General features: G+C 68.4%; 22 protein-coding genes and 1 tRNA gene. 15 read left to right on the top strand and 8 right to left on the bottom strand.

The features are described from left to right. Positions 1 to 5 precede the first annotated feature (5 nt). Positions 6 to 1,898, bottom strand: a complete 1,893-nt coding sequence (locus J5X75_RS29865) for a LuxR C-terminal-related transcriptional regulator (protein WP_208470867.1) — start codon at positions 1,896 to 1,898, stop codon at positions 6 to 8. A gap of 226 nt (positions 1,899 to 2,124) precedes the next feature. Beyond that, on the bottom strand, positions 2,125 to 3,717 hold the full coding sequence (locus J5X75_RS29860) for a methyl-accepting chemotaxis protein (protein WP_208470866.1): 1,593 nt from the start codon (positions 3,715 to 3,717) through the stop codon (positions 2,125 to 2,127). Between the two features lie 78 nt (positions 3,718 to 3,795). Between J5X75_RS29860 and J5X75_RS29855 the strand changes: the two genes are divergently transcribed. The 7 genes from J5X75_RS29855 (at position 3,796) to J5X75_RS29825 (ending at position 8,634) form a co-directional block, all read left to right on the top strand. Further along, positions 3,796 to 4,167: a GntR family transcriptional regulator gene (locus J5X75_RS29855; RefSeq protein WP_208470865.1), complete on the top strand. Its 372-nt coding sequence runs from the start codon at positions 3,796 to 3,798 to the stop codon at positions 4,165 to 4,167. Beyond that, positions 4,164 to 5,027, top strand: a complete 864-nt coding sequence (locus J5X75_RS29850) for an ATP-binding cassette domain-containing protein (RefSeq protein WP_208470864.1) — start codon at positions 4,164 to 4,166, stop codon at positions 5,025 to 5,027. Before J5X75_RS29855 ends, J5X75_RS29850 begins: the two co-directional genes overlap by 4 nt. A gap of 1 nt (position 5,028) precedes the next feature. Next, on the top strand, positions 5,029 to 5,721 hold the full coding sequence (locus tag J5X75_RS29845; RefSeq protein WP_208470863.1) for a hypothetical protein: 693 nt from the start codon (positions 5,029 to 5,031) through the stop codon (positions 5,719 to 5,721). Then, positions 5,718 to 6,533: a sugar nucleotide-binding protein gene (locus J5X75_RS29840; RefSeq protein ID WP_208470862.1), complete on the top strand. Its 816-nt coding sequence runs from the start codon at positions 5,718 to 5,720 to the stop codon at positions 6,531 to 6,533. Before J5X75_RS29845 ends, J5X75_RS29840 begins: the two co-directional genes overlap by 4 nt. 16 nt (positions 6,534 to 6,549) lie before the next feature. Further along, on the top strand, positions 6,550 to 6,903 hold the full coding sequence (locus tag J5X75_RS29835) for a DUF6204 family protein (RefSeq protein ID WP_208470861.1): 354 nt from the start codon (positions 6,550 to 6,552) through the stop codon (positions 6,901 to 6,903). A 38-nt stretch (positions 6,904 to 6,941) separates the two neighbouring features. Further along, on the top strand, positions 6,942 to 7,646 hold the full coding sequence (locus J5X75_RS29830; RefSeq protein WP_208470860.1) for a Clp protease N-terminal domain-containing protein: 705 nt from the start codon (positions 6,942 to 6,944) through the stop codon (positions 7,644 to 7,646). Between the two features lie 133 nt (positions 7,647 to 7,779). Continuing rightward, positions 7,780 to 8,634, top strand: a complete 855-nt coding sequence (locus J5X75_RS29825) for a sigma-70 family RNA polymerase sigma factor (protein WP_208470859.1) — start codon at positions 7,780 to 7,782, stop codon at positions 8,632 to 8,634. A gap of 59 nt (positions 8,635 to 8,693) precedes the next feature. Here the strand turns inward: J5X75_RS29825 and J5X75_RS29820 are convergent, their stop codons facing one another. Beyond that, on the bottom strand, positions 8,694 to 9,197 hold the full coding sequence (locus tag J5X75_RS29820; RefSeq protein ID WP_208470858.1) for a GNAT family N-acetyltransferase: 504 nt from the start codon (positions 9,195 to 9,197) through the stop codon (positions 8,694 to 8,696). A gap of 79 nt (positions 9,198 to 9,276) precedes the next feature. Between J5X75_RS29820 and J5X75_RS29815 the strand changes: the two genes are divergently transcribed. The 5 genes from J5X75_RS29815 (at position 9,277) to J5X75_RS29795 (ending at position 12,416) form a co-directional block, all read left to right on the top strand. After that, complete coding sequence (locus tag J5X75_RS29815) at positions 9,277 to 9,705, top strand: MarR family winged helix-turn-helix transcriptional regulator (protein ID WP_208470857.1); 429 nt, start codon at positions 9,277 to 9,279, stop codon at positions 9,703 to 9,705. Positions 9,706 to 9,717: 12 nt separating this feature from the next. Then, positions 9,718 to 10,137, top strand: coding sequence for an organic hydroperoxide resistance protein (locus J5X75_RS29810; protein ID WP_208470856.1), 420 nt, complete (start codon positions 9,718 to 9,720; stop codon positions 10,135 to 10,137). A 134-nt stretch (positions 10,138 to 10,271) separates the two neighbouring features. Beyond that, positions 10,272 to 10,619, top strand: a complete 348-nt coding sequence (locus J5X75_RS29805; protein ID WP_208470855.1) for a YciI family protein — start codon at positions 10,272 to 10,274, stop codon at positions 10,617 to 10,619. 18 nt (positions 10,620 to 10,637) lie between these two features. Next, complete coding sequence (locus J5X75_RS29800) at positions 10,638 to 11,810, top strand: RNA polymerase sigma factor (protein ID WP_208470854.1); 1,173 nt, start codon at positions 10,638 to 10,640, stop codon at positions 11,808 to 11,810. Positions 11,811 to 11,945: 135 nt separating this feature from the next. Next, on the top strand, positions 11,946 to 12,416 hold the full coding sequence (locus J5X75_RS29795; RefSeq protein ID WP_208470853.1) for a GNAT family N-acetyltransferase: 471 nt from the start codon (positions 11,946 to 11,948) through the stop codon (positions 12,414 to 12,416). 238 nt (positions 12,417 to 12,654) lie between these two features. Here the strand turns inward: J5X75_RS29795 and J5X75_RS29790 are convergent. Next, a tRNA-OTHER gene (locus J5X75_RS29790) sits at positions 12,655 to 12,781 on the bottom strand. 193 nt (positions 12,782 to 12,974) lie between these two features. On the opposite strand from J5X75_RS29790, the gene J5X75_RS29785 reads away from it, so the two are divergent. After that, positions 12,975 to 14,591, top strand: coding sequence for a hypothetical protein (locus J5X75_RS29785; protein WP_208470852.1), 1,617 nt, complete (start codon positions 12,975 to 12,977; stop codon positions 14,589 to 14,591). Positions 14,592 to 14,879: 288 nt separating this feature from the next. Here J5X75_RS29785 and J5X75_RS29780 read toward each other — a convergent pair whose 3' ends face one another. The 3 genes from J5X75_RS29780 to J5X75_RS29770 form a co-directional block, all read right to left on the bottom strand. Beyond that, positions 14,880 to 15,608 carry a GntR family transcriptional regulator gene (locus J5X75_RS29780; RefSeq protein WP_208470851.1) on the bottom strand — a complete coding sequence of 243 codons (729 nt, stop codon included), beginning with the start codon at positions 15,606 to 15,608 and terminating at the stop codon, positions 14,880 to 14,882. A 74-nt stretch (positions 15,609 to 15,682) separates the two neighbouring features. Beyond that, positions 15,683 to 15,967, bottom strand: a complete 285-nt coding sequence (locus J5X75_RS29775) for a hypothetical protein (protein ID WP_208470850.1) — start codon at positions 15,965 to 15,967, stop codon at positions 15,683 to 15,685. A gap of 1 nt (position 15,968) precedes the next feature. After that, a complete protein-coding gene (locus tag J5X75_RS29770) occupies positions 15,969 to 16,244 on the bottom strand; it encodes a hypothetical protein (RefSeq protein ID WP_208470849.1) in 276 nt (91 codons plus the stop codon). 383 nt (positions 16,245 to 16,627) lie between these two features. Between J5X75_RS29770 and J5X75_RS29765 the strand changes: the two genes are divergently transcribed. Both J5X75_RS29765 and J5X75_RS29760 read left to right on the top strand, forming a co-directional pair. Continuing rightward, the gene (locus tag J5X75_RS29765; protein ID WP_307798338.1) at positions 16,628 to 17,548 is read left to right on the top strand and encodes a DUF5919 domain-containing protein; all 921 of its coding nucleotides are present in this window, start codon (positions 16,628 to 16,630) and stop codon (positions 17,546 to 17,548) included. Continuing rightward, positions 17,545 to 18,330 (top strand): inositol monophosphatase family protein, encoded by a 786-nt coding sequence (locus J5X75_RS29760; protein ID WP_208470847.1) that lies wholly within the window; start codon positions 17,545 to 17,547, stop codon positions 18,328 to 18,330. The genes J5X75_RS29765 and J5X75_RS29760 overlap by 4 nt, the downstream gene beginning before the upstream one ends. A gap of 29 nt (positions 18,331 to 18,359) precedes the next feature. Here J5X75_RS29760 and J5X75_RS29755 read toward each other — a convergent pair whose 3' ends face one another. Then, positions 18,360 to 19,835 carry an ATP-dependent nuclease gene (locus J5X75_RS29755; protein ID WP_208470846.1) on the bottom strand — a complete coding sequence of 492 codons (1,476 nt, stop codon included), beginning with the start codon at positions 19,833 to 19,835 and terminating at the stop codon, positions 18,360 to 18,362. Positions 19,836 to 20,276: the final 441 nt, after the last annotated feature.

The following is a 20,276-nucleotide window of genomic DNA, read 5'->3' as shown; positions in this document are numbered from 1 at the left end:
CGAGGTCAGCGCGAGGACGCCCAGGCGGCGATGGCGGCCCGGTTGGTCAGGCCGAGTTTCGCGCCGATGTTGCGGATGTGGGTGTCGACGGTTCGGGCGCTGATCCGTAGCCGGGCCCCGATCCGGGCGCTGGTGAGCCCTTCGGCGACCAGGCCGGCGATCTCCTGTTCGCGGGTGGTGAGGCCGCCGCCGGGTGGGGCGGACGCGCGGCGGGAGATGGGTTCGCCGAGGGCGATGCGCAGGGCGTGGTCGTGGCCCTGAACGCCCGCGGCGTGCTCGGCGGCGGCGGTGTCGGCGCCGAGGACGGTCTCGATGCGGGCGTGGGCCTGGGCGCGGGCGTCGTCGAGTGGCCGGATGCCGGTCAGGTCGACGCCGAGCTGCCGGTGCCGGGCGTGGGCGGCGCCGAGCAGCCAGGCCGCCCGCCCGGCCTGTTCGGTGTCGTCGCAGCGGGCCGCGAGGATCCAGGCGGCGAGTTCGATGCTCCACGCCTGGCCCCACCGGTCGTCGACGCGGCGCTGGATGCCGAGGCAGGCGGTCATCAGTGCGGTGGCGGTGTCGTGGTCGCCGGCGCGGTGGGCGGCCAGGGCGCCGGCCCACAGTGCCCAGCTGTGCGCGACCGGGGCGCCTGCCGTCTCGGCCCGGTGCAGGCAGGCGGTGGCCAGGGCGCGCGCGTCCGGGGCGCCGGTGAAGGCGGCGCTGATCGCGGCGGTCAGGGGGCCGGTGTGCGGGTCGTCGCGCAGCACGGCCCAGGCGGTGGCCGGGTCGAGGTCGTCGAGCCGGCCGGACACGAACGGGGCCCGGGTGCGCAGCAGATCGCGGGCCAGGGTGTCGGCGTCGTCGTGGGCGCCGGTGGCGTGACTGTGGTCGATGGCGGCGAGGATGTCGGGCAGTTCGTCGCGGACGGTCGCCAGCACGTGCGCCTCCTGGGGCCCGAACCAGCCGTCGGCGGCCTCGGCCAGCCACGCGCGGTAGTGGTCGCGGTGCCGGTCGCGGGCCGCGGTGGCCTGGTCGCCGAGTTGTTCGAGGCCGTAGGCGCGCAGGGTGCGCAGCATGGTGAACCGGGCCGGGTGGGTGTCGGTGGCCGCGGTCAGCACCGACTTGTCGACCAGCCCGTCGAGGTCCGCGGCCGCGGCGGCCGCGGTGAACGGGGCGGCGAACACCGCGCAGTCGGCCCACCGTCGCTGTTCGGCCGGTGTGCATTGCCGGTAGCTGAGCTCGACGGCGGCCCGCAGGCCGGGCAGCAGGGTGAACCGGTCGGTGGCGCGTTCGGTCAGTTCGGTCAGGGACATGGTGCGGGCGCGGGCGGCGGCGAGTTTGATCGCCAGCGGCAGTCCGTCGAGTTCGGTGCAGAGCCGTTCGACGGCCGGCTGGTCGGTCAGGGCGGTCGCGGCGACGCCGCCGGCTTCGGCGAGGTCGAGGAACAACCGGACCGCGTCCGGCGAAACCAGCGGGGGTACGGGCAGCGCGTACTCGCCGTCGATGCCGAGCCGCTGCCGTGCGGTGGCCAGGATCCGCAGCCCGGGTGCGGCGCGCAGCAGGGCGGTGGTGACCTCGGCGGCGCCGTCGAGTGCGTCGCAGGAGTCCAGAATAAGGACGGTGGGCAGCCCGGCGAGGTGGGCGAAGATCGCGTCGGGGTGGGCGGTGTCGTGGTCGGGGATGCCGAGCGCGGCCGCGAGATGTGCCCACGGTGGTGTGCCGGTGGCGAGGTCGGCGTAGCGGACCCGGCCGAGGCGGACGGCGGCGCGCTGGGCCAGCCGGCTCTTGCCGACGCCGGCGGGACCGGTCAGAGTGAGCAGCCGGGTTCGGCGCAGCCGCTCGGTCACCGCGGCGAGCAGGTCGTCGCGGCCGACGAACGGGCTCAGATCGAGCGGCAGGTCGCCGTTGTGCTCCCCGAACATCGGCGCACCATACCGGCTACTACGTAGACGTGGTGCACCCCCTAGGTGATTGACCAGATGCGACAGTCATCATGATCAAGCAGTATGGCGTCTGCTCGCCGCGGTCGGTGCCGCCGGTCGCCCCCTCCAGTTCCATGGGCCGTCCGGTACCGGCCGCGGCGCCGTTCCCCCGTCAAACGCCGGAGGAGGGGGCCTGAGCCCCCTCTTCCGTCGCGGTGCGCCGGTGTCAGAACCGGAACTGTGCCACCAGCGTGCGCAGTTCCCCGGTGACCTGCCCGAGTTCCTGTACCGCCTGGTCGGACTGGTTGACCAGGTCGGTGGTGTTGCGGGCGACCGAGGCCACGTTGCCGATGTTGGCGGCGATCTGGCTGGAGCCGCCGGCCGCCTCGTTGACGCTGCGGTTGATCTCGTTGGTGGTGGCGGTCTGCTCCTCCACCGCGGACGCGATCGTGGTCTGGTACTCGTTGATCTGCTCGATCACCTCGGCGACCTCGCTGATCGCGCTGACCGCGCCGGCGGTGCCGGCCTGGATGGCCTCGACCCGGCGGGCGATGTCCTCGGTGGCCCGGGCGGTCTCCTGGGCCAGGTCCTTGACCTCGCCGGCGACGACCGCGAAGCCCTTGCCCTGCTCACCGGCCCGGGCCGCCTCGATGGTGGCGTTGAGGGCCAGCAGGTTGGTCTGCTCGGCGATGCTGGTGATCGTCTTGACGACGTCGCCGATCTCCCGGCTGGAGGCGCCCAGCCGCGACACCGAGGCGGTGGTGGCCTGGACCGCGGTGACGGCGCGGGAGGCGACCGTGGCGGCCTCGTTGGCGCTGGTGGCGATCTCCCGGATGGAGGCGCCCATCTCCTCGGAGCCGGCGGCCACGGTGTGCACGCTGCGGGACACCTCGTCGGCGGAGGCGGCGACGATGTCGGCCTGCATCGACGATTCGCGGGCGCCGTCGGCGAGCTGCGCGGACAGCCGGCCCATGCGCTCGTTGGTGGTGTTCAGGGTGTCGGTGCCGTGGGCGAGGCTGCGCAGGGCGCCGCCGATGGACTCCAGGGCGGTGTTCATCGAGCGGCTCATCTGGCCGACCTCGTCGGCGGACCGGTTGTCGAGGCGTTTGGTGAGGTCGCCGTCGGCGACCGCGGCGAGCACGTCGGCGGCCTGGCCGAGCGGGCGGGTGATGCTGCGGGTGACCCACCAGGCGATCGCGGCGGCGACGCCGATGGCGGCGGCCAGGAGCAGGATCATCAGCGTCCGGAAGTCGTCGCCGATGTTGCGGGCGGTGGCGGTCTCCTGCTGGTTCATCGACTCTTCGAGGTCGATGAAGGTGTTGATGACGCGCAGCCATTCGGTGAAGGCCGGTTTGGCCTCCTTGTTGAGCAGGGCGACGGCGTCGGCCGTGCGGCCGGCCTCGCGCAGCGTGGTGACCTCCTCGACCAGGGGGTTGGTCTGGGCCTGGACCTCGTTGATGCCGTCGAGGGCGTCCTTCTCGGCGGGGCTGACCATCGATTCGTCGGCGAAGATGTCGTTCATCTTCGTCTCGGACTCGGCGTATTTGGCGGCGAGCTTCTCGATCAGGGCCTTTTCGCTGGCCACGTCGCCGGAGCTGGTGGCGTGAACGAGGTCGCGCAGCGCGATGGCACGATCGTGCACGCTGCCTCGGAAGTTGATGGCGTACCGCTGTTTGACGGCGTTCTGGTCGTTGATGACAGTGAGCTTGTCGTTGATCTTGTTGACCTGTACGACACCGGTCACCACCAGCGCGACCATGGTGAAGACGACGATGGAGAATCCCACTCCGAGTCGCCTTCCGATGGTCAAGTTCTTCATGCACCCTCCATCGGCATTTACCGGTCGGACTTTAAGCTCTATGGTTCATTAGTGGAGTAACGAACCGAAGGGGCTGGGATGTTCGACGACCGCAGCCCGATCTATCGGCAGATCGCCGACCGGATCAAGGACGATGTGCTGCGCGGGGTGCTCACCGACGACCAGCAGGTGATGTCCACCAACCAGTACGCGGCCTACTACCGCATCAACCCGGCCACCGCCGCGAAGGCCTTCCAGCAGCTCGTCGACGAGGGCGTCATCTATAAGCGGCGCGGCGTCGGCATGTTCGTCAGCGCCGGCGCCCAGCGGCGGCTGCGGGACCGGCGGCGGGAGCGCTTCTTCGGCGAGGTGCTCGAGCCGATGATCGCCGAGGCCCGCACGCTGGGCATTCCGGTCGCCGACATCGTGGCCCGCATCCACCAGCTCACCTCCCCGGGAGACGGCCGATGATCACCACCACCGACCTGTGCGTCCGCTACGGCGAGACCACCGCCCTGGACGCGCTCGACCTGGACCTCACCCCCGGGCGCATCTACGGCCTGCTGGGCCGCAACGGCGCCGGCAAGACCACCCTGCTGGCCACCCTCGCCGGGTTCCGCAAGCCCAGCGCCGGCCGGGTGCTGCTGGACGGCGAGCCGGTCTTCGAGAATCCGCGCGCCACCTCCCGGATCTGCCTGATCCGCGAGGACGGCGGCCTCGGCGACGGCATCGACCGGCTCGGCGACATCCTCGACATGGCCCGGGCACTGCGCAAAACCCATGATCAGGGGTACGCTGCCGCGCTGCTCGACCGCTTCGGCCTGTCACGCCGGCAGACGCTCGGCAGCCTGTCGCGTGGGCAGCGGTCGGCCTTCGGCATCGTCGTCGGCCTGGCCTCACGCGCCCCGCTGACCATGTTCGACGAGGCCCACCTGGGCATGGACGCGCCCGGCCGGCGGATCTTCGCCGACGAGCTGCTGGCCGACTACGTGGCCCATCCGCGGACGTTCCTGCTGTCCACCCATCTGATCGAGGAGCAGAGCCCGCTGTTCGAGCAGGTGCTGATCCTGCACCGGGGCCGGCTGCTGTTGCGTGAGGACGTCGACGACCTGCGTACCCGTGGGGTGGCGGTGACCGGCCCGGCGGCGCTGGTCGACGATTTCGTCACCGGCCTGACCGTGCTCGGCGAGCGCAGTCTGGGCCCGACCAAGGAGGTCACCGTCTACGGCGCGCTGGCCGAACCGGACCGGGAGGCGGCCCGCCTGCACGGTCTGCAACTGGGCCCGGTGGCCGTGCAGGACCTGTTCATCCATCTGACCGGAGGTGTCTAGAGTGAACCGCTGGCCGATCCTGCGGTATCTGCTGTCCAGCCACACCGTCGTGCTGGTGGGCTTCCTGCTCGCCGTCTACCTGCTGGTGGCCGTGATCGTGGCGGTGGCCGCGTTGTTCACCGAGGTCACCGTGTCGGCGGTGGACATCACCGGCCAGGTGCTGCCGTGGCTGGCGGCCGGTTACGGCTACAGTGCGGCCGCTCTGCTGTCGACGGTGCTCACCCACGGCCGCACCCGCCGGGAGTTCCTGGTGCAGCACCCGGTCTTCCAGCTGGTGACGGTGGGTCTGCTGGCCGTGCTGGTCACCGGCGCGTACGCGGTGGAGGCGGTGGTCTACCGCGCGGCCGGCTGGACCCGCACGTTGCAGGATCAGCGGGTGTTCGAGGCCGGCGACCACCCGATGATCCTGCTGGCGTACGCGAGCATGCTGGCGGTGTGGATGATGACCGGCGCGCTGGTCGGTGGCGCCTTCTACCGCGACGAGGGCGGCGGCCTGCTGGCGCTGGTGCCGGCCGCGGCGCTGCTGAGTGTCAGCGGGGGAGCCAACGGTTTCGTCAGTCTGCCGTTCACCCGCTGGGGGCTGACCAGCGCGCCGGAGATCGCCGTGGTCACGGTGGTGGCGGTGGCGGCCGGGTGGGCGCTGCTGTGGGCGGTGCTGCGGGACGTGCCGGTGCGTACCCGGGTGGCGGCGTGACCCGGCGGCTGCTGGTGACCGGCGCCACCGGTTCGCTGGGCCGGCGGGTGATGGCGCGGGCGGCGACGGCCGGGTTCGAGGCGGTCGGCGCGTCGCTGACGGCGTCGCCGGTGCGCCTGGACATCCGGGATCTCGCCGACGTGCGGCGGGTGGTGGCGCGGGTGCGCCCCGGCGCGATCGTGCACACCGCGGCCGGCCGGGACCGCGGCGACTGGCCGGCCACCGCCGACGGCGCCGCCCATGTGGCGCTGGCCGCGGCCGGGATCCGGCTGGTGCACGTCTCCAGTGACGCGATCTTCTCCGGCCGGCTGGGGGAGTACGACGAGGACGCGGTGCCCGATCCGGTGTACGCGTACGGGGCGGCCAAGGCGGCGGCCGAGACGGCGGTGCGGGCCATCGACCCGGGGGCGGCGATCGTGCGTACCTCGCTCATCCTGGGTGACGGGCGGGGCGCCCACGAGGTCCTGACCCACGATCTGATCGCGGGCCGGGTGGCGGGCGCGCTGTTCACCGACGAGATCCGTAAGCCGGTGCACGTCGACGATCTGGCCGATGCGCTGCTGGAGCTGGCGGCCGGCGACTACCCCGGGGTGCTCAACGTGGCCGGCGCCGATGCGATCAGCCGCTACGACCTGGGGGTGCTGGTGGCGCGGCGCGACGGCCTGGATCCGGCCGCGATCCCGGCGGCGCGGATCGCCGAGCTGGGCCTGCGGCGGCCCGCCGACCTGCGGCTGGTCACCGGGCGCGCGCAGAAGCTGTTGAGGGTGCGGTTGCGCGGGGCCCGGGAATTCGTTCGAGCGCCGGGCCGGTGAGGCCGATACTGGCGCGATGAGCACCAGCCGCACGATCCGCGTCACCGTTCGCGGATCCTTCGACAACCTGTCCGACGCCCAGCGAGCCGAGCTGATCGCCGCCGGTGACCGGCACGCCGACATCCTCGCCGTGGAGTACACCGAGCAGGGTCATCTCACCTACGACCTGGCCGCGCGGCCGTTCTTCTGCTTCCGGTTCGCTGAGCGGGTCGACGACGAGCGGGAGATCCCGAAGGTGACGGCGCGGGCCGAGGCCAAGGCGGCGGCGTGGATGACCGAACGCGGGTACGGCTTCAAGCGGATCACCTCGCAGACCGTCGACATGTCGGAGATCCCGCTTGGTAAACGCGGCCGCCAGCGTCAACTTTGAGTTGACGCTCTCCATGCCGTCAACCTAAGGTTGACGGCATGGAGACAGTGCGTCTTGACGACCTGATCAATGCGATCACCACCAACCACCCGGACGGCCCCCTCGACCGTCTCGCCGGCGCCGTCGTGCTCGGCGACTACCTCGGCGAGCTGTCCGACCACCTGATCGGCCACTTCGTCGACCAGGCCCGCCGCTCCGGCGCCTCCTGGACCGAGATCGGCCGCAGCCTCGGCGTCAGCAAACAGGCCGCACAGAAACGGTTCGTGCCACCCAAGGACGGCCCCGACCCGTCCGCCGGCTTCCACCGCTACACCGATCCCGCCCGCGCCGCGGTGGTCGCCTCGATGGCCCACGCCGCCCGGCTGCGCCACCCGGAGATCAGCCCCGGGCATCTCGTGCTCGGGGTGCTCGACCAGCCGGACTCCCTCGCCGTACAGGCCGTCACCGCTCAGGGCCGCAGCCTCGACGAGGTCCGTTCCGCGGTCGTCGCCGTCCTGCCGGCCGGCGAAGCCGAACCGCGGCCGCTGATCCCGTTCGACATCCGCGCCCGCAAGGCCCTGGAACTCACCTTCCGCGAGGCGCTGCGGCTGGGCCACGACCGCGTCGGCACCGGCCACCTGCTGCTCGCCCTGCTCGAGGAGCAGGAACCCGAGGGCGGCCCCCTCGACCTGTTCAAGGCCGCCGTCGAGCAGGTCGTGATCGCCGGCCCCGAGGAGCCCTCGGGAGCGGCCGCCGACCGCTGACAGCGGCACGATCCCCGACTTGAGAAGAAAAAGCCGGTGCACCCGAGCGGCAACCGAAAGCGCCCGCGGGCTGCACCCGTAGCAACGAAAAGTTCCTCCTGTCAGCCAGTCAGCCGACACAGGGGGAACCGAAATGACCGCCACCGCCCAGCCGAAGTCCGTCACCCGCGACCAGGAGCAGCTCATCCGCGACAACATGGCGCTGGTCGGTCACATGGTCCGCGAGATGCTGTTCAAGGTGCCGCCGCACGTGCACCGCGACGATCTCGCCTCAGCCGGCTACGCCGCGCTGGTCACCGCCGCCCAGGCGTACGACGCCGAGCGCGGCATCCCGTTCGGCCGGTTCGCGGCGGTCCGGGTCCGCGGCGCCCTGCTCGACGAACTGCGCAGCATGGACTGGGCCAGCCGGTCGGTCCGGGCCCGGGCCCGCCGCGCCGACGTGGCCCGCGAGGAACTGACCCGCCAGCTGGGCCGCACCCCGACGCCGGAGGAACTGGCCGAGCTGCTCGGTGTCGCGGTCGGCGAACTGGCCGGCGTCGACGACGACGTGCAGCGCGCCGCCGTGCTGTCACTGCAGGGCTTCACCGCCGGCGCCGACGACATGGTCACCGAGACCTCGATGAACCCGGAGGAACTGCTGCTGCACCGGGAGCGGCTGGGCTACCTGCACGACGCGGTCGCGGTCCTGCCGGAGCGGCTGCGGCGCGTGGTGGAGGCGACGTTCCTGCAGGAACGGCCGCTGGCGGAGGTCGCCGCCGGCCTGGGCGTGACCGAGTCGCGGGTGTCGCAGCTGCGCACCGAGGCGCTGGCGCTGCTGCGCGACGGCCTGACCCGGCACATGGAGCAGAAGGACGCCCCGGCCGGCAAGGACGGCTGCGCGGCCCGGCGCCGGGCCGGCTACGTCGCGCAGATCGCCGCGCGCAGCACGATGAGCACCCGGCTGTCGGCCACCGACGTCCACGGGCAGCGCCTGGCCGCCGCCGCGTGAGCCGGATCCACCCGCCGGGGCCGCCGCACTGATCAGGTGCGGACGGCCCCGGCGGCGCTTCAGGCCGCCGGGCGCAGCCAGACGTCTTCGAGACCGTCCTCCGGGTCCCACTGCTCACCGATCTTGCGGAAGCCGAATCCGGCGATCACCGCCCGGGAGCCGACGTTGTCCGGCCGGATGCTGGCCCGGACCGCGGTGACCCGCGGGTCCTCGTCGGCGCGGGCCAGCAGCGCGGCGAGCATGGCTTTCGCGTACCCGCGCCGCCGGTGGGCCGGGTCGACCGAGTACGCGACCTCGACCACCCCGTCGGCGTCGGGTGGCCCGTGGAACCCGCCGTGCCCGACGACGATGCCCTCGGGTTCGGCGACGGCGGCGCGGGCGATCCACTCGGCGGCCTCCGGATCACGGGCGATGTCGTCGAGACGGACCTCCCAGAGCCAGCTCTCCTCGACGAGGTACTGGCTCAGCGGGTGACCGGCCGCCGCGCTGGCGGCGTCGAGGTCTCCGGCCACCAGTGCGGTCAGCACGGTGGGGGAGAGGGTGAGGAAGCGGATGGACGACATGGCCGCATGATCACACACGGTGGTGACCGTCGGCACCATTCGGTTGTGCACAACTAAGTTGGGCACTACTGTTCACGGCATGCGTGAGAGCACCGCCCTGGACCAGATGATCTGCTTCCAGCTCTACGCGGCCAGCCGCGCCATGACCGCCCTCTACCGACCCCACCTCGACCCGCACGGCCTCACCTACCCCCAATACCTCGTCCTGCGCGTGCTCTGGCACGACGGCCCCACCACGGTGCGTGACCTCGGCCGCACCCTGCGCCTGGACAGCGGCACCCTCTCGCCACTACTCAAACGCCTCGAAACCCAGGGCCACATCCGCCGCGAACGCGGCACCCACGACGAACGCACCGTCGTCATCCACCCCACCGCCACCGGCCTCGCCCTCCAGCAAGCCGTCGGCGACCTCACCCAGCAACTCGTCTGCGCCACCGGGCTCACCCTCGACGAGCTCACCCAACTGCACCACCTGCTCAGCCGCGCCCGCGGCCGGGCCACCCCTTGAGAAAGGCCACCCATGACCGCCCTCTACACCGCCTCCGCCACCGCGACCGGTGACGGCCGCAGCGGCCACGTCCGCTCCAGCGACGGCGTCCTCGACCTCGACCTCGCCGTCCCGAAGGAGCTCGGCGGCCCCGGCGGCCAGCTCACCAACCCCGAGCAGCTCTTCGCCGCCGGCTACGCCGCCTGCTTCCACAGCGCCCTCAAACGCGTCGCCGCCAACCAGAAGATCACCCTCACCGACACCGCCATCACCGTCGACGTCGGCATCGGCCCCCTGCCCACCGGCGGCTTCGGCCTCACCGCCGCCATCGAAGCCGAACTCCCCGGCCTCGACGAGACCACCGCCAAGAGCCTGCTCGACGCCGCCCACCAGCTCTGCCCCTACTCCAACGCCACCCGCGGCAACGTCGACGTCCAGATCACCCTGGCCTGACCACCCCGCAAAACGGGGCCGCGCATCCGCGCGGCCCCGTTTTTTCTCCCCGAAAACCCGGCCCGATGTCGTATCCGGCCCAGCCCGTTCGTGTAGACCACGAAAGAGCCCCGCACACGACGAGGAGCCACACCATGCGCCAATACCTGCTCGCCATGTACCAGCCCGTCGGCGACCCGCCCCCACCCGAAGCCCTCGAACCGGTCATGAAAGAACTCGCCGACCTCAACGACGAGATGAAAGCCACCGGCGCCTGGCTCTACACCACCGCCCTGCACCCCACCGCCACCGCCACCGTCGTCCGCGACAACAACGGCGAACCCCTGCTCACCGACGGCCCCTACGCCGAAGGCAAGGAACACCTCGGCGGCTTCACCGCCATCAACGCCCCCGACCTCGACGCCGCCCTCGCCTGGGCCGCCCGCATGGCCCGCATCACCGGCCTGCCCATCGAGGTCCGCCCCATCGCCTTCACCGGCTGAACCCCGGCGGACACGGCCATGACCGACACCCTCGAAACCATCTTCCACACCGAGTACGGCCGGGCCGTGTCCGTCCTCATCCGCACCTTCGGCGACATCGACCTCGCCGAAGACGCCGTCCAAGACGCCTTCACCACCGCCCTGCACACCTGGCCCCGCACCGGCATCCCACCCCGCCCCGCCGGCTGGATCATCACCACCGCCCGCCACCACGCCATCGACCGGCTCCGCCGCGACGCCACCCGCCACCACAAACACGCCCAGGCCCACCAACGGTGGCCCACCGAACCCACAGACGACACCGCCGTACCCGACGACCGGCTCCGGCTCATCTTCACCTGCTGCCACCCGGCCCTCGCCCCGGCCGCCCGCATCGCCCTCACCCTGCGACTGCTCGGCGGCCTCACCACACCCGAGATCGCCCGCGCCTTCCTCGTCCCGGAAACCACCATGGCCCAGCGCCTCACCCGCGCCAAAGCCAAAATCCGCGACGCCGGCATCCCCTACCGCGTCCCCGAAGACGCCGACCTGCCCGCGCGCCTGCCCGCCGTACTCCTCACCCTGTACTTGATCTTCAACGAGGAACGCACCGCGACCGAAGCGATCCGCCTGACCCGCATCCTCGCCGACCTCATGCCCGACGAACCCGAAGCCACCGGCCTGCTCGCCCTCATGCTGCTCACCGAAACCCGCCGCCCCGCCCGCACCACCGAAACCGGCGACCTCATCCTGCTGGCCGACCAGGACCGCACCCGCTGGAATCCCGCCATGATCGACGAAGGGCTCCGGCTCGTCCGCACCTGCCTACGCCGCGACCGGCCCGGCCCCTACCAACTCCAGGCAGCCATCAACGCCGTCCACACCGGCACCCCCACCGACTGGCCACAGATCCTCGCCCTCTACGACCACCTGCACACCCTCACCCCCACACCGGTCGTCGCCCTCCACCGCGCCATCGCCGTCGCCGAAGTCCACGGACCCCGCGCCGGCCTCGACGCCCTCCCCGCCCTCGACCGCTACCACGTCTACCACGCCACCCGCGCCCACCTGCTACGACAACTCGGCCACCACACCGAAGCCGCCACCGCCTACCAGCGCGCCGCCGCACTCACCACCGACCCCGCCCAACACCGCTACCTCACCAGACAGGCCACCGACCTGACTCACCACCGACCCGACCGCCACCCCTGACCAGGCAGGCCACCGACCTGGCTCGCCGCCGACCCGACCGCCACCCCTGACCAGGCAGGCCACTGGCCTCACTCACCACCTGATCCGGCAGGCCGGCGACCTCCGCCGCGGCGCCGATGCGATTGACTGGCCCGCATGCCCTCGCTCATCGCCCCCACCACCCGGATGCACGCCGCCTTCCTCGACTGCCGCCACGACTGGGGACCCGGCCTACACGAAGACGGCTTCGGCATCACCGCCACCGACGACGTCGACACCCCCGGCGGCTTCACCACCTGGATCCACCGCATCACCCACCAGCCGGACAGCACCCCACGCTGGATCGTCGAAGACGGCCACCTCCTCGGCGCCATCACCCTGCAACACCGCCACAACCCCAAAACCGGACACATCGGGTACGGCGTACGCCCCGCCGCCCGCGGCCGCGGACTCGCCACCTGGGCCCTCGCCGAAACCCTCACCCTCGCCAAGAACCTCGGCCTCGACCGCGTCCTGCTGCTCTGCCTCACCGCCAACACCGCCTCAGCCCGCACCATCGAACGCAACGGCGGCACCCTCACCACCGACGACGGCCACCTCCGCCACTACTGGATCCCCCTCCCGTAGCCGTCGACCCCGTCCGGATCAAGTCGACAACTTGACTTGTTATGTTGAGGCGAGTTAGCTCGCCACGGCCAATCGTCAAGGGCATCGATGAAGAAAGATCCTGGATCCGTCGAGCACCGCACGGCATCCGGCGCCCAGGCAGGGCCGGCCACTCGTGGGCGTCAGGGGGCGGTCGATTGCGCCGAGTGATTACCACTATGGGCGAACTACAGTCATCACGGCTCGTGAGGATGCGTCGCGGGCCGGAGGGGATTCGAACCCCTGGTGGGGCATGGCACGCCAGTGGCCCCACGCGTCGCTGAACCGCCGTGCGTACCGGCTGTCAACTCATCGACGCTGCAATAGCCCGGCTCTGCCACCGGCCCGCCGCAGTATCGCGGAGACCACCCCGCCCGGCACCCGGATTACTTCGAGGCCGCGGGCGTTATCGGCGGCACGAGAGCTTCTCGGAGGCAGGTAGGCACGCCCCGCAGTAGCGATGGTGTCGACGAAGATGGCAGTGTTGACCATCTTGCGGCTGGGCTCAGGGCGATGCCGCTCAGATTGGTAGGGGCCTTCATGCGTGACGGCATCGACTGGACGGCAGTCGGATCCGGTGACCGCTTCGAGAAGATCGTAAGCGTGCTTCTGAGCAGCATAAATCCCGAGTCCGAAAGGATTGACGGAGCGGGCGGAGACGGCGGCCGCGACCACCAGTTCCGCGACGCCGAAGGGCTTCACGTCTGGCAGTCAAAATTCTTTCCGCGACGTCTGAATGAGGCGAGAGGGCGTAAGGATCAGATCACCAAAAGCTTGGCAGCGGCTGCCTCCCTGAATCCCGTCAGTTGGACGCTTGTGACTCCCATGATGGCCAATCCCACTGAACGTTCCTGGTTCGAAGGCCTTCAGGGCGACTACCCCTTTCCACTGACGTGGAAGGGAGGTGACTGGTTGGACTCGCAACTAGCCGAGCGACCGGCCATCGTCCGGCACTTCATGGGTGCCAATGATGAATACGTAGCATTGCTTCGTGAACTCCGCCAGGAGCAGGACGCCCTCGTCGACGGGCTGCCCGCAGCCCTCCCGCGGATCGAGAATCTTGCCGCAAAGATCAACGACTCCAACCCGTTCTACCGCGTCGACTTCACTGTCCGAGGCGGAGTGATCGTCGAGACGGCCCTCGTTCCAAAATACGTTGGTGCCGATAGGGACAGCCCTCGTACATTCGGTTTCTCGTTTGCCACCGGCGCTGCCGATACCGGTCTCATCGAAAGGTTTCAGTTGGCGATGGACTGGGGGGATCGAATCGAGTTGCCGAGCGAGGCAGTAGGCAAGGTCGTTATGACGGGACCGCCGGGGTTTGGTGGAGAGTGGGAAAATGCTCATCTCGTCTTCGGACCGGCTAATCCTGAGCCGCTAGACATCGGGGTGCGTCTTCTGATCCAGAACCCAGCGGGCCGACAGGTTGCCGCGCTTCCGGCGCGCCTGGTCAGTCGCGTCTCCGGTCAACGGGGTCTCACTTTGCGCGGTAGGGACTTGACCGGAGTCATCGAGGTCCGGGTGCGGCTGATCCCTGAATTGTCAGAGTTCACGTTGAGCCTGTCTACCTCGTGGAGTAAATCTCTGTTGCCTACCATCGCCTTGCCCGTTCTCCGCTTTCTGCGGCACGCATCGCCACCCAACACCCTCACCCTCGAAGTCGGCGAAACCAGGATTAAGGCTGGGCCCGTTGACCTACCCGAAGGCGTTGCAGTTTCAGAGGAACAGTTGCGGATCGTTGCAGACCTTGACCGCCTTCAGGTCGTGACGGGAAATGCATTCCCGATGCCGTTTACTTGGAACGTGGAGGACCTTGTTCAGGTCGACTGTGGGGTGAGGCTCCTTGACGGCGAAGCTATCAGTATCGGACGTGGGCCAATCACCTTCACTTCGAGAGACAACAGTTTGGAAAAGGCGATTTTGGCCGGATCGGGGTCTTCCTTGTCCGTCGGGTCTGAGTCGGGCTACATCATCGAAGTGTTTGGTCACCAACTCGACCTGGGTCCGTGCATCGTCACAGTTCCCGGCCCTCGCGCAACTTCGAGGCCGTCGGCCGAGGGCGAGTTCGAAACCATTGTTGTGCCTGGAGAAGGAAAACAACTGGAGTTAAGGCTAGGCCTGGTCGGCGCAGGAAGTGGCGACGAAGATAGCGATTAGCATCGCGAGTTGTCTGCCCGGAAAGTCGGCCATTTACTAATGCTGGCTGCGGCCGGGCTTGGACTGACGTCCTAGCCACGCCGAGGAGAAGCGGCCGGTGCAGTTCGAACTCCCCGAGAGTATTAGTGGGTCTCCATATGGCTGTCTGACTGCGTTAGTCAATTCAAGCCATAATTGTGTACCGGGATTCGTGTCGCTCCGTTCGTGCCTAAGCGATATTCCCTAATTTGCCGTCATCGGCAAGAGAGCACTTCGGTACACCGCCGTTGGCTACAGTTGGTGATCAAGTCAGGACAGTACAAAGGTGCCTTCGATTTCGTGTCGGTTGGCGGGGACCACGGCGTCGACCGCGAATTGGGGTTGCCCAGCCCGGTCGAAGACCGTGACGAGGAGCGTCAGCACGGCGTCCTGTTCGGTGATTTTGAGCAGTTGAGCTTCCTCGGCGGTTGGGAGTCGCGCCGAGATGCGTTCGGTGGCGTGGTCGAAGTCGACGTCCTTGCGGTCGGCCAGGTGCCGCAGCACGCCATCGGGCAGGGCGACCTTCCGGCCGATGTCGGTGCCCGCTGAAAGCTCGACCGGGACGTAGATTGCGCTCAGCTCGACCGGGCCGACCTCGGCGGTCACGAGGCGGCGCCGCAGGATGACCGGGGTATCCGAATCCAGGTCGAGGGCCGCCGCCGCGCGGTTTGGTGCCATGACCGCGCCGACCCGGAGCAGGGTCACCTCGGCGTCTTCGCCCTGGTCGAGAAGTTTAAGTGCCCGGTCGGGGGGCATTTGCGCGGCGGGGGTTGGCCGGCCTTTGACGAAGCGGCCCTTGCCCTGCTGCGATTCGATCCAGCCGTCCTGCTGGAGGATGCCGAGGGCGCGGACGATCGTGGGGCGCGAGGTGTCGAACTCGGCCATCAGTTGTGTCTCGCTGGGGATGTTGGCGCCGGGCGCGTAGGTGCCGTCCTCGATGCGCTGCTGTACAGCGTTGACGACTACCGCGTACTTCGGCGGTGGCACGTTGATGGCCATCCGGTTCTCCGCCTGCTCGATGAGACAACAACTTGACTTGTCAACACCTTAAAGCAAAGACGGCGCGGGCGGAACTACGCCGAGAGACCGCCATCCGACGCTCGCCGGTCACGGCGCGCCCAGGAGATGAACCGCTCGTGGAAGTTCCGCAGCTCAGGCTGTCCCTGTGCCAGCGCGTCGTCGATCGCGTCCCACATCTGCGACGTGAGATAGATCAGCAGCACAGAAGGGAACGCGCGGTACTCGTCGAGCAGCGTCGCGCGGGCCGAAGCACACGGCCACGGTTCGGGACAGACTCGGCAGTCCCACGAGGGCCGCACCGGCACATGCTCGGCGGTCTCTGTCGTCGGCGTCGCCATGTCACACGTCCAAGACGGGGTGGAATCCGGCCGTGGTCAGGATCCGACAGACGGCCCGGTCGCCGCGATCGAAGGTGCCCAGATGCCTACCGGCGGCCGGCGGCCGTGCCGGGGCGTACGCGTTCCACTGGTCACCGTCGTGCTGGAGCCAGCCGACTAGGGCACCGTGATACATGACCATGTGACCGCCGAAGGTCGATCGGACCAGCGTGACCAACTCGGGAAACGCTGCTTTGACCACCCCGGCCCGGCCGGCCGCCTTGTTGCTCGTCTGCATCACCACTGAACCCCCAAGGTTTAGGCCCGCGCCCGGTCCACTGACCGGGGCCGCGCTGACAGGGCGCGGGAGTGTGGGGATTTCTCAGGATGCCCGCGACCGGGTGGGAGAACAGTCCGGGCAAGCACGCCGCACGAGCCGGACAACGAACTCGTACGTCCGCGCCGCTCGGCGTCGTGAAGCCAGCCGCCAGCCCCGCCCTTCGCAGGACTGACACACCCCCGAGGAATTCGCCATGTCCTGATCGTGGTCGCCGACCGCGGCTCAACCCATCACACGCGGTAGTCCATAAGGGAGTAACTTCTATCCGGCAACCGGATACCAGGCCGCAGGCCGCTATCCGGAATGCGGATATGCCGGGAGCGACCTGGGGAGGCCCGCCCGTGAGCACACGCACAGCACCGACGTTCTCCGTACCCGAGCACCTTTGGGAGACGGACGCGATGCTCGACGCCCTGGCGGCCCGCGACGTCGCCCAGGTCTTCCGGCTGATCCAGCGTGAGACCCGGGTCAGCCAAACCCATCTCGGTGTCGCCATCGGCCTCAGCCAGGCCCAGGTCAGCGAGATCCTCGGCGGCAGCCGCAGAGTCAGCAGCATCGACGTACTGACCCGCATCTCCACCGGCCTGTGCATGCCGACCGACGCCCGCGTGGTGTTGCTGCTCGGCGACCGCAGTCACGGCATCGGCGCGGCCACGACCCCATCCAGTGACGTGATAGCCGCCCCGAACGTCCAGGCCGTCGCGGAGGAAGCCCTCGTCGAGCGGTTCGCCGACGTGGAGGCGGTCTACCCCAGCCGGTCAGAGTTCACGTCGAAGATGCCACCGCACGCGCTGTTCGACTGCGCCACCGACATCCGGGCGGTCGGCCTCTCACTCAACTTGATCTGCCAGCAGTACGCCGACAGCCACCTCGCCCAGCTCGTCCAGGACGGCGCCCGCCTCCGCCTGCTCTTCCTCGACCCGGCCGGGGCTGCCATCCGCCACCGCGAGATCGAAGAAGACATGACCGCGGGCACCCTCGGTGCCCTCACCAGTCTCAACCTGCAAGGCGTCCTCCGCGTACGAGACAGGCTCCCCGCCGACATCCGGGACCGGATCGAGGTTGCTACCTACGACCAGACGATCCGTGTCAACATCACCTTGATCAATGACTCGCTCTGCATCGCTCAGCACTACCTACCGCACGCGCGAGGCGTCGAGTCCCCCACGATGGTGATCAAGAAGCGATGGCCGGCCGCCGGGCTGTACCACGTGTTCGAGCGCACCTTCGACGAACTTTGGAGCGGTGGCCAGCCCCGATGACCGACTACGCCGACCTACTTCCCATCGCCCACCAGGCCGTCGACCTTGCCCAGCGCATCATGCGCACCATGCAGCCGGGCGTCCTCACCGCCAAGGGCGACCGCGACATGGCCTCCGAAGTCGACTACGCCATCGAAGAACAAGTTCGCGCTTTCCTGGCGGAGCAGACCCCGGAGATCGGCTTCCTCGGCGAGGAGAACGGCACGAGCGGGACCACGGACGGCTTGATGTGGGCGCTCGACCCGGTCGACGGGACCGTCAACTTCGTGCACGGATCTCCGCTGTGTGCGATATCGCTGGGCCTGATCACCGAGAACCGGTCGGTCCTCGGCGTGATCGACCTGCCGTTCCTTGCCGCTCGATATTCGGCCGCAGAGGGCGCCGGTGCTCATGCGAACGGCGAACACATTGGCGCCAGCAGAACGGGACAGGTTGGTGACGCCGTCGTTGCCCTCGGCGACTACGCGGTGGGTATGGGCGCGGAGGAGAAGAACCGATTTCGGTTCGCTCTTACCCAACGACTCGGCGCCGAAGTACAGCGCATCCGCATGCATGGCTCAGCCGCAATCGACCTGGCATGGCTTGCTTCCGGGCATGTCGACGCCGTGGTCATGCTCGGCAACAAGCCGTGGGACACCGCGGCCGGGGTCATCATCGCCCGGGAAGCCGGGGCGGTGGTCTTAGATCAGGACGGATCACCGCACACCTTCGAATCGAAGGCAACCATCGCAGCGAACGCCAGCCTGATCAGCACCATCCTCACCCTCGTCGCTGAGGGATAACAGCCACCGGTCGGGCCGAGGCGGACGGGCTAGGCCGTGAGCGCCTCACACAGCGCGGTTGCTTCCACGGTGATGTGCGGCTGTGTTAGCCAGCCTCGGATAAGCAAATTGGTCGCATAGCTGACCTCAACGCCCAAATGGTCGGCGAAACTTTCGATTTGATACTGATGGTCGAGATACTGACAAGCTTCCAGCGCGGATCTCACGGTATCAGTCGAGCGATCGATGTCAGACGCGATAATGGCTGGATTCCCGGCAGCGAAGTCCAGGATTTCTCGTTCTGGATCGTACTTGCCGGGAAGTTTGAAGATAGTCTTACCGTCGCATTCTTTGTGTTGGTCGGCGTCAAGTACTGCAAGGCATCTAATTCGAGTGGTGTTGCTAAGTGCTTTGGTTGCCGCGACGGCCTTACTGCATCCGCCAGCGGGGACAATCTCGGTTCCTGAGTAGTCCTTATTCGCCCAACTCAAAATCACGCTCAGTACCGTCGCGGCGAAAGAGTCCTCTACCAGAATTATCCGCTTCAGCGCGCTTTGGATTCCCGCGGCGTTACGAATTTGCGTTAAAGATTCAGGTTGGATGATGCGTACTCTTCCGTCGCCTGCTTCTCGGATGCACATACGGATGTTCTCGATAGGAAATCTGGCCAGCACCTCCGGCGAGTGCGTTGCCACAACCAACTGGAGGTCCAGTTCTAGAGATCTTCTAGCAATCTCATCAATGAACGGGCGATGCCCCTTCGTGGCAAGGAAGGACTCCGGCTCATCTACTGCCAGCAGGCATCCTGGCTCGAGTTGGGCGATCTCCCAGATTGCTTGATGAACCCAAGTCTCACCTAAGCTCATAGCTGTGCTTGTGACATGCCTGCCGTTCTCGTCCGCAACTACGTACGGAGCGAACCAGGCATCCCGATCCCCGTTTTGATCAAGGATCTCATCAAGGACCACGGTGCGCACTGTTGCCGAAGAATAGTTTCGGCCGAGAATGTTTCGGATCGCTGAAAGCTCTTTGGGCGAGTACTTTCGCTCCTCCTCGAATCTATCCGGATCAAGTTGTTGGAAGTACCAGTTAAAGTCGCTAGCAAGTTCAGTTGCGCAGACACGCTCGGTCCAGCGGTCTGCGGCGAACGTGTCACGCCAAATTTCCAATCGTTCATCTGTTCTATCTGACAAATCGACGAGGCGGGTAAGACGTTCCGTTCCACGCCGCACCGTTACATTCACCTTGCCCGTGGCCCACTCGACGCCCCGATCGCCATGCGTCTCGTTGCCGACGAATGGTGGCACTCGTGTTGAGTTGCCGAAGACCGCCTCTAGTAGAGAGATGAGTAAGCTCTTGCCGCCGCCATGACTGCCGGCTAGAACGGTCGCCCTATCCAATAGGATGGTTTGGTCGGCGAAGGCCTCCGACTCTGATATGTCGAGTCGCTCGACAAACAAGGAACTTGCGGTAGCGAAAAGGCGGTTCCACACTCGTACACGAGGATCAGACACGTGACTCGTCACGGCCTGAGCCTAAGCGCGGGAGCGGCCTGTGTCATTGGGCAGCGGCGGCAAAGACTTCCCGTGCGGGGTTGGTCCAGGCACTCATGCAGTCGGGTCATCGCTGCGAAGTGGTACGGCAGGGCTACAGCAACCGGTCGGACTCCCATTGGGCTCACACGACCAATGGGACCTTTGAGCAGCGCTGCGAGCCACATTCGCCCCCGTGGTACTAACCCTCGTTTGCGGTATATCACTCGACTAGGACAGCTGCGTGCTCTCCTTGGACCTGTCCGCGGGTACACGGGTCTGCCGAATTGATCTCTTCTAGATCAAGGCGCCGCGCGAGCGCGGCGCGGGCCGGACGCGCTCGGGCTGCTGGCGGGGGGGGGGCGGGGGGGGGGGGGGGGGGGGGGGGGGGGGGGGGGGGGGGGGGGGGGGGAGGGGGGGGGGGGGGGGGGGGGG

This window comes from Actinoplanes flavus (assembly GCF_017592555.1).
Lineage (GTDB): Bacteria > Actinomycetota > Actinomycetes > Mycobacteriales > Micromonosporaceae > Actinoplanes > Actinoplanes flavus.
The sequence above is the reverse complement of the archived record's forward strand: the minus strand, read 5'-3'. Positions and strand labels throughout refer to the sequence as shown.

Bases quoted from the DNA above. Each gene is read 5' to 3' on its own strand.
- J5X75_RS29865 (WP_208470867.1), bottom strand. From the start codon at position 1,898: ATGTTCGGGGAGCACAACGGCGACCTGCCGCTCGATCTGAGCCCGTTC.
- J5X75_RS29860 (WP_208470866.1), bottom strand. From the start codon at position 3,717: ATGAAGAACTTGACCATCGGAAGGCGACTCGGAGTGGGATTCTCCATC.
- J5X75_RS29855 (WP_208470865.1), top strand. From the start codon at position 3,796: ATGTTCGACGACCGCAGCCCGATCTATCGGCAGATCGCCGACCGGATC.
- J5X75_RS29850 (WP_208470864.1), top strand. From the start codon at position 4,164: ATGATCACCACCACCGACCTGTGCGTCCGCTACGGCGAGACCACCGCC.
- J5X75_RS29835 (WP_208470861.1), top strand. From the start codon at position 6,550: ATGAGCACCAGCCGCACGATCCGCGTCACCGTTCGCGGATCCTTCGAC.
- J5X75_RS29830 (WP_208470860.1), top strand. From the start codon at position 6,942: ATGGAGACAGTGCGTCTTGACGACCTGATCAATGCGATCACCACCAAC.
- J5X75_RS29825 (WP_208470859.1), top strand. From the start codon at position 7,780: ATGACCGCCACCGCCCAGCCGAAGTCCGTCACCCGCGACCAGGAGCAG.
- J5X75_RS29820 (WP_208470858.1), bottom strand. From the start codon at position 9,197: ATGTCGTCCATCCGCTTCCTCACCCTCTCCCCCACCGTGCTGACCGCA.
- J5X75_RS29815 (WP_208470857.1), top strand. From the start codon at position 9,277: ATGCGTGAGAGCACCGCCCTGGACCAGATGATCTGCTTCCAGCTCTAC.
- J5X75_RS29810 (WP_208470856.1), top strand. From the start codon at position 9,718: ATGACCGCCCTCTACACCGCCTCCGCCACCGCGACCGGTGACGGCCGC.
- J5X75_RS29805 (WP_208470855.1), top strand. From the start codon at position 10,272: ATGCGCCAATACCTGCTCGCCATGTACCAGCCCGTCGGCGACCCGCCC.
- J5X75_RS29800 (WP_208470854.1), top strand. From the start codon at position 10,638: ATGACCGACACCCTCGAAACCATCTTCCACACCGAGTACGGCCGGGCC.
- J5X75_RS29795 (WP_208470853.1), top strand. From the start codon at position 11,946: ATGCCCTCGCTCATCGCCCCCACCACCCGGATGCACGCCGCCTTCCTC.
- J5X75_RS29785 (WP_208470852.1), top strand. From the start codon at position 12,975: ATGCGTGACGGCATCGACTGGACGGCAGTCGGATCCGGTGACCGCTTC.
- J5X75_RS29780 (WP_208470851.1), bottom strand. From the start codon at position 15,608: ATGGCCATCAACGTGCCACCGCCGAAGTACGCGGTAGTCGTCAACGCT.
- J5X75_RS29775 (WP_208470850.1), bottom strand. From the start codon at position 15,967: ATGGCGACGCCGACGACAGAGACCGCCGAGCATGTGCCGGTGCGGCCC.
- J5X75_RS29770 (WP_208470849.1), bottom strand. From the start codon at position 16,244: ATGCAGACGAGCAACAAGGCGGCCGGCCGGGCCGGGGTGGTCAAAGCA.
- J5X75_RS29760 (WP_208470847.1), top strand. From the start codon at position 17,545: ATGACCGACTACGCCGACCTACTTCCCATCGCCCACCAGGCCGTCGAC.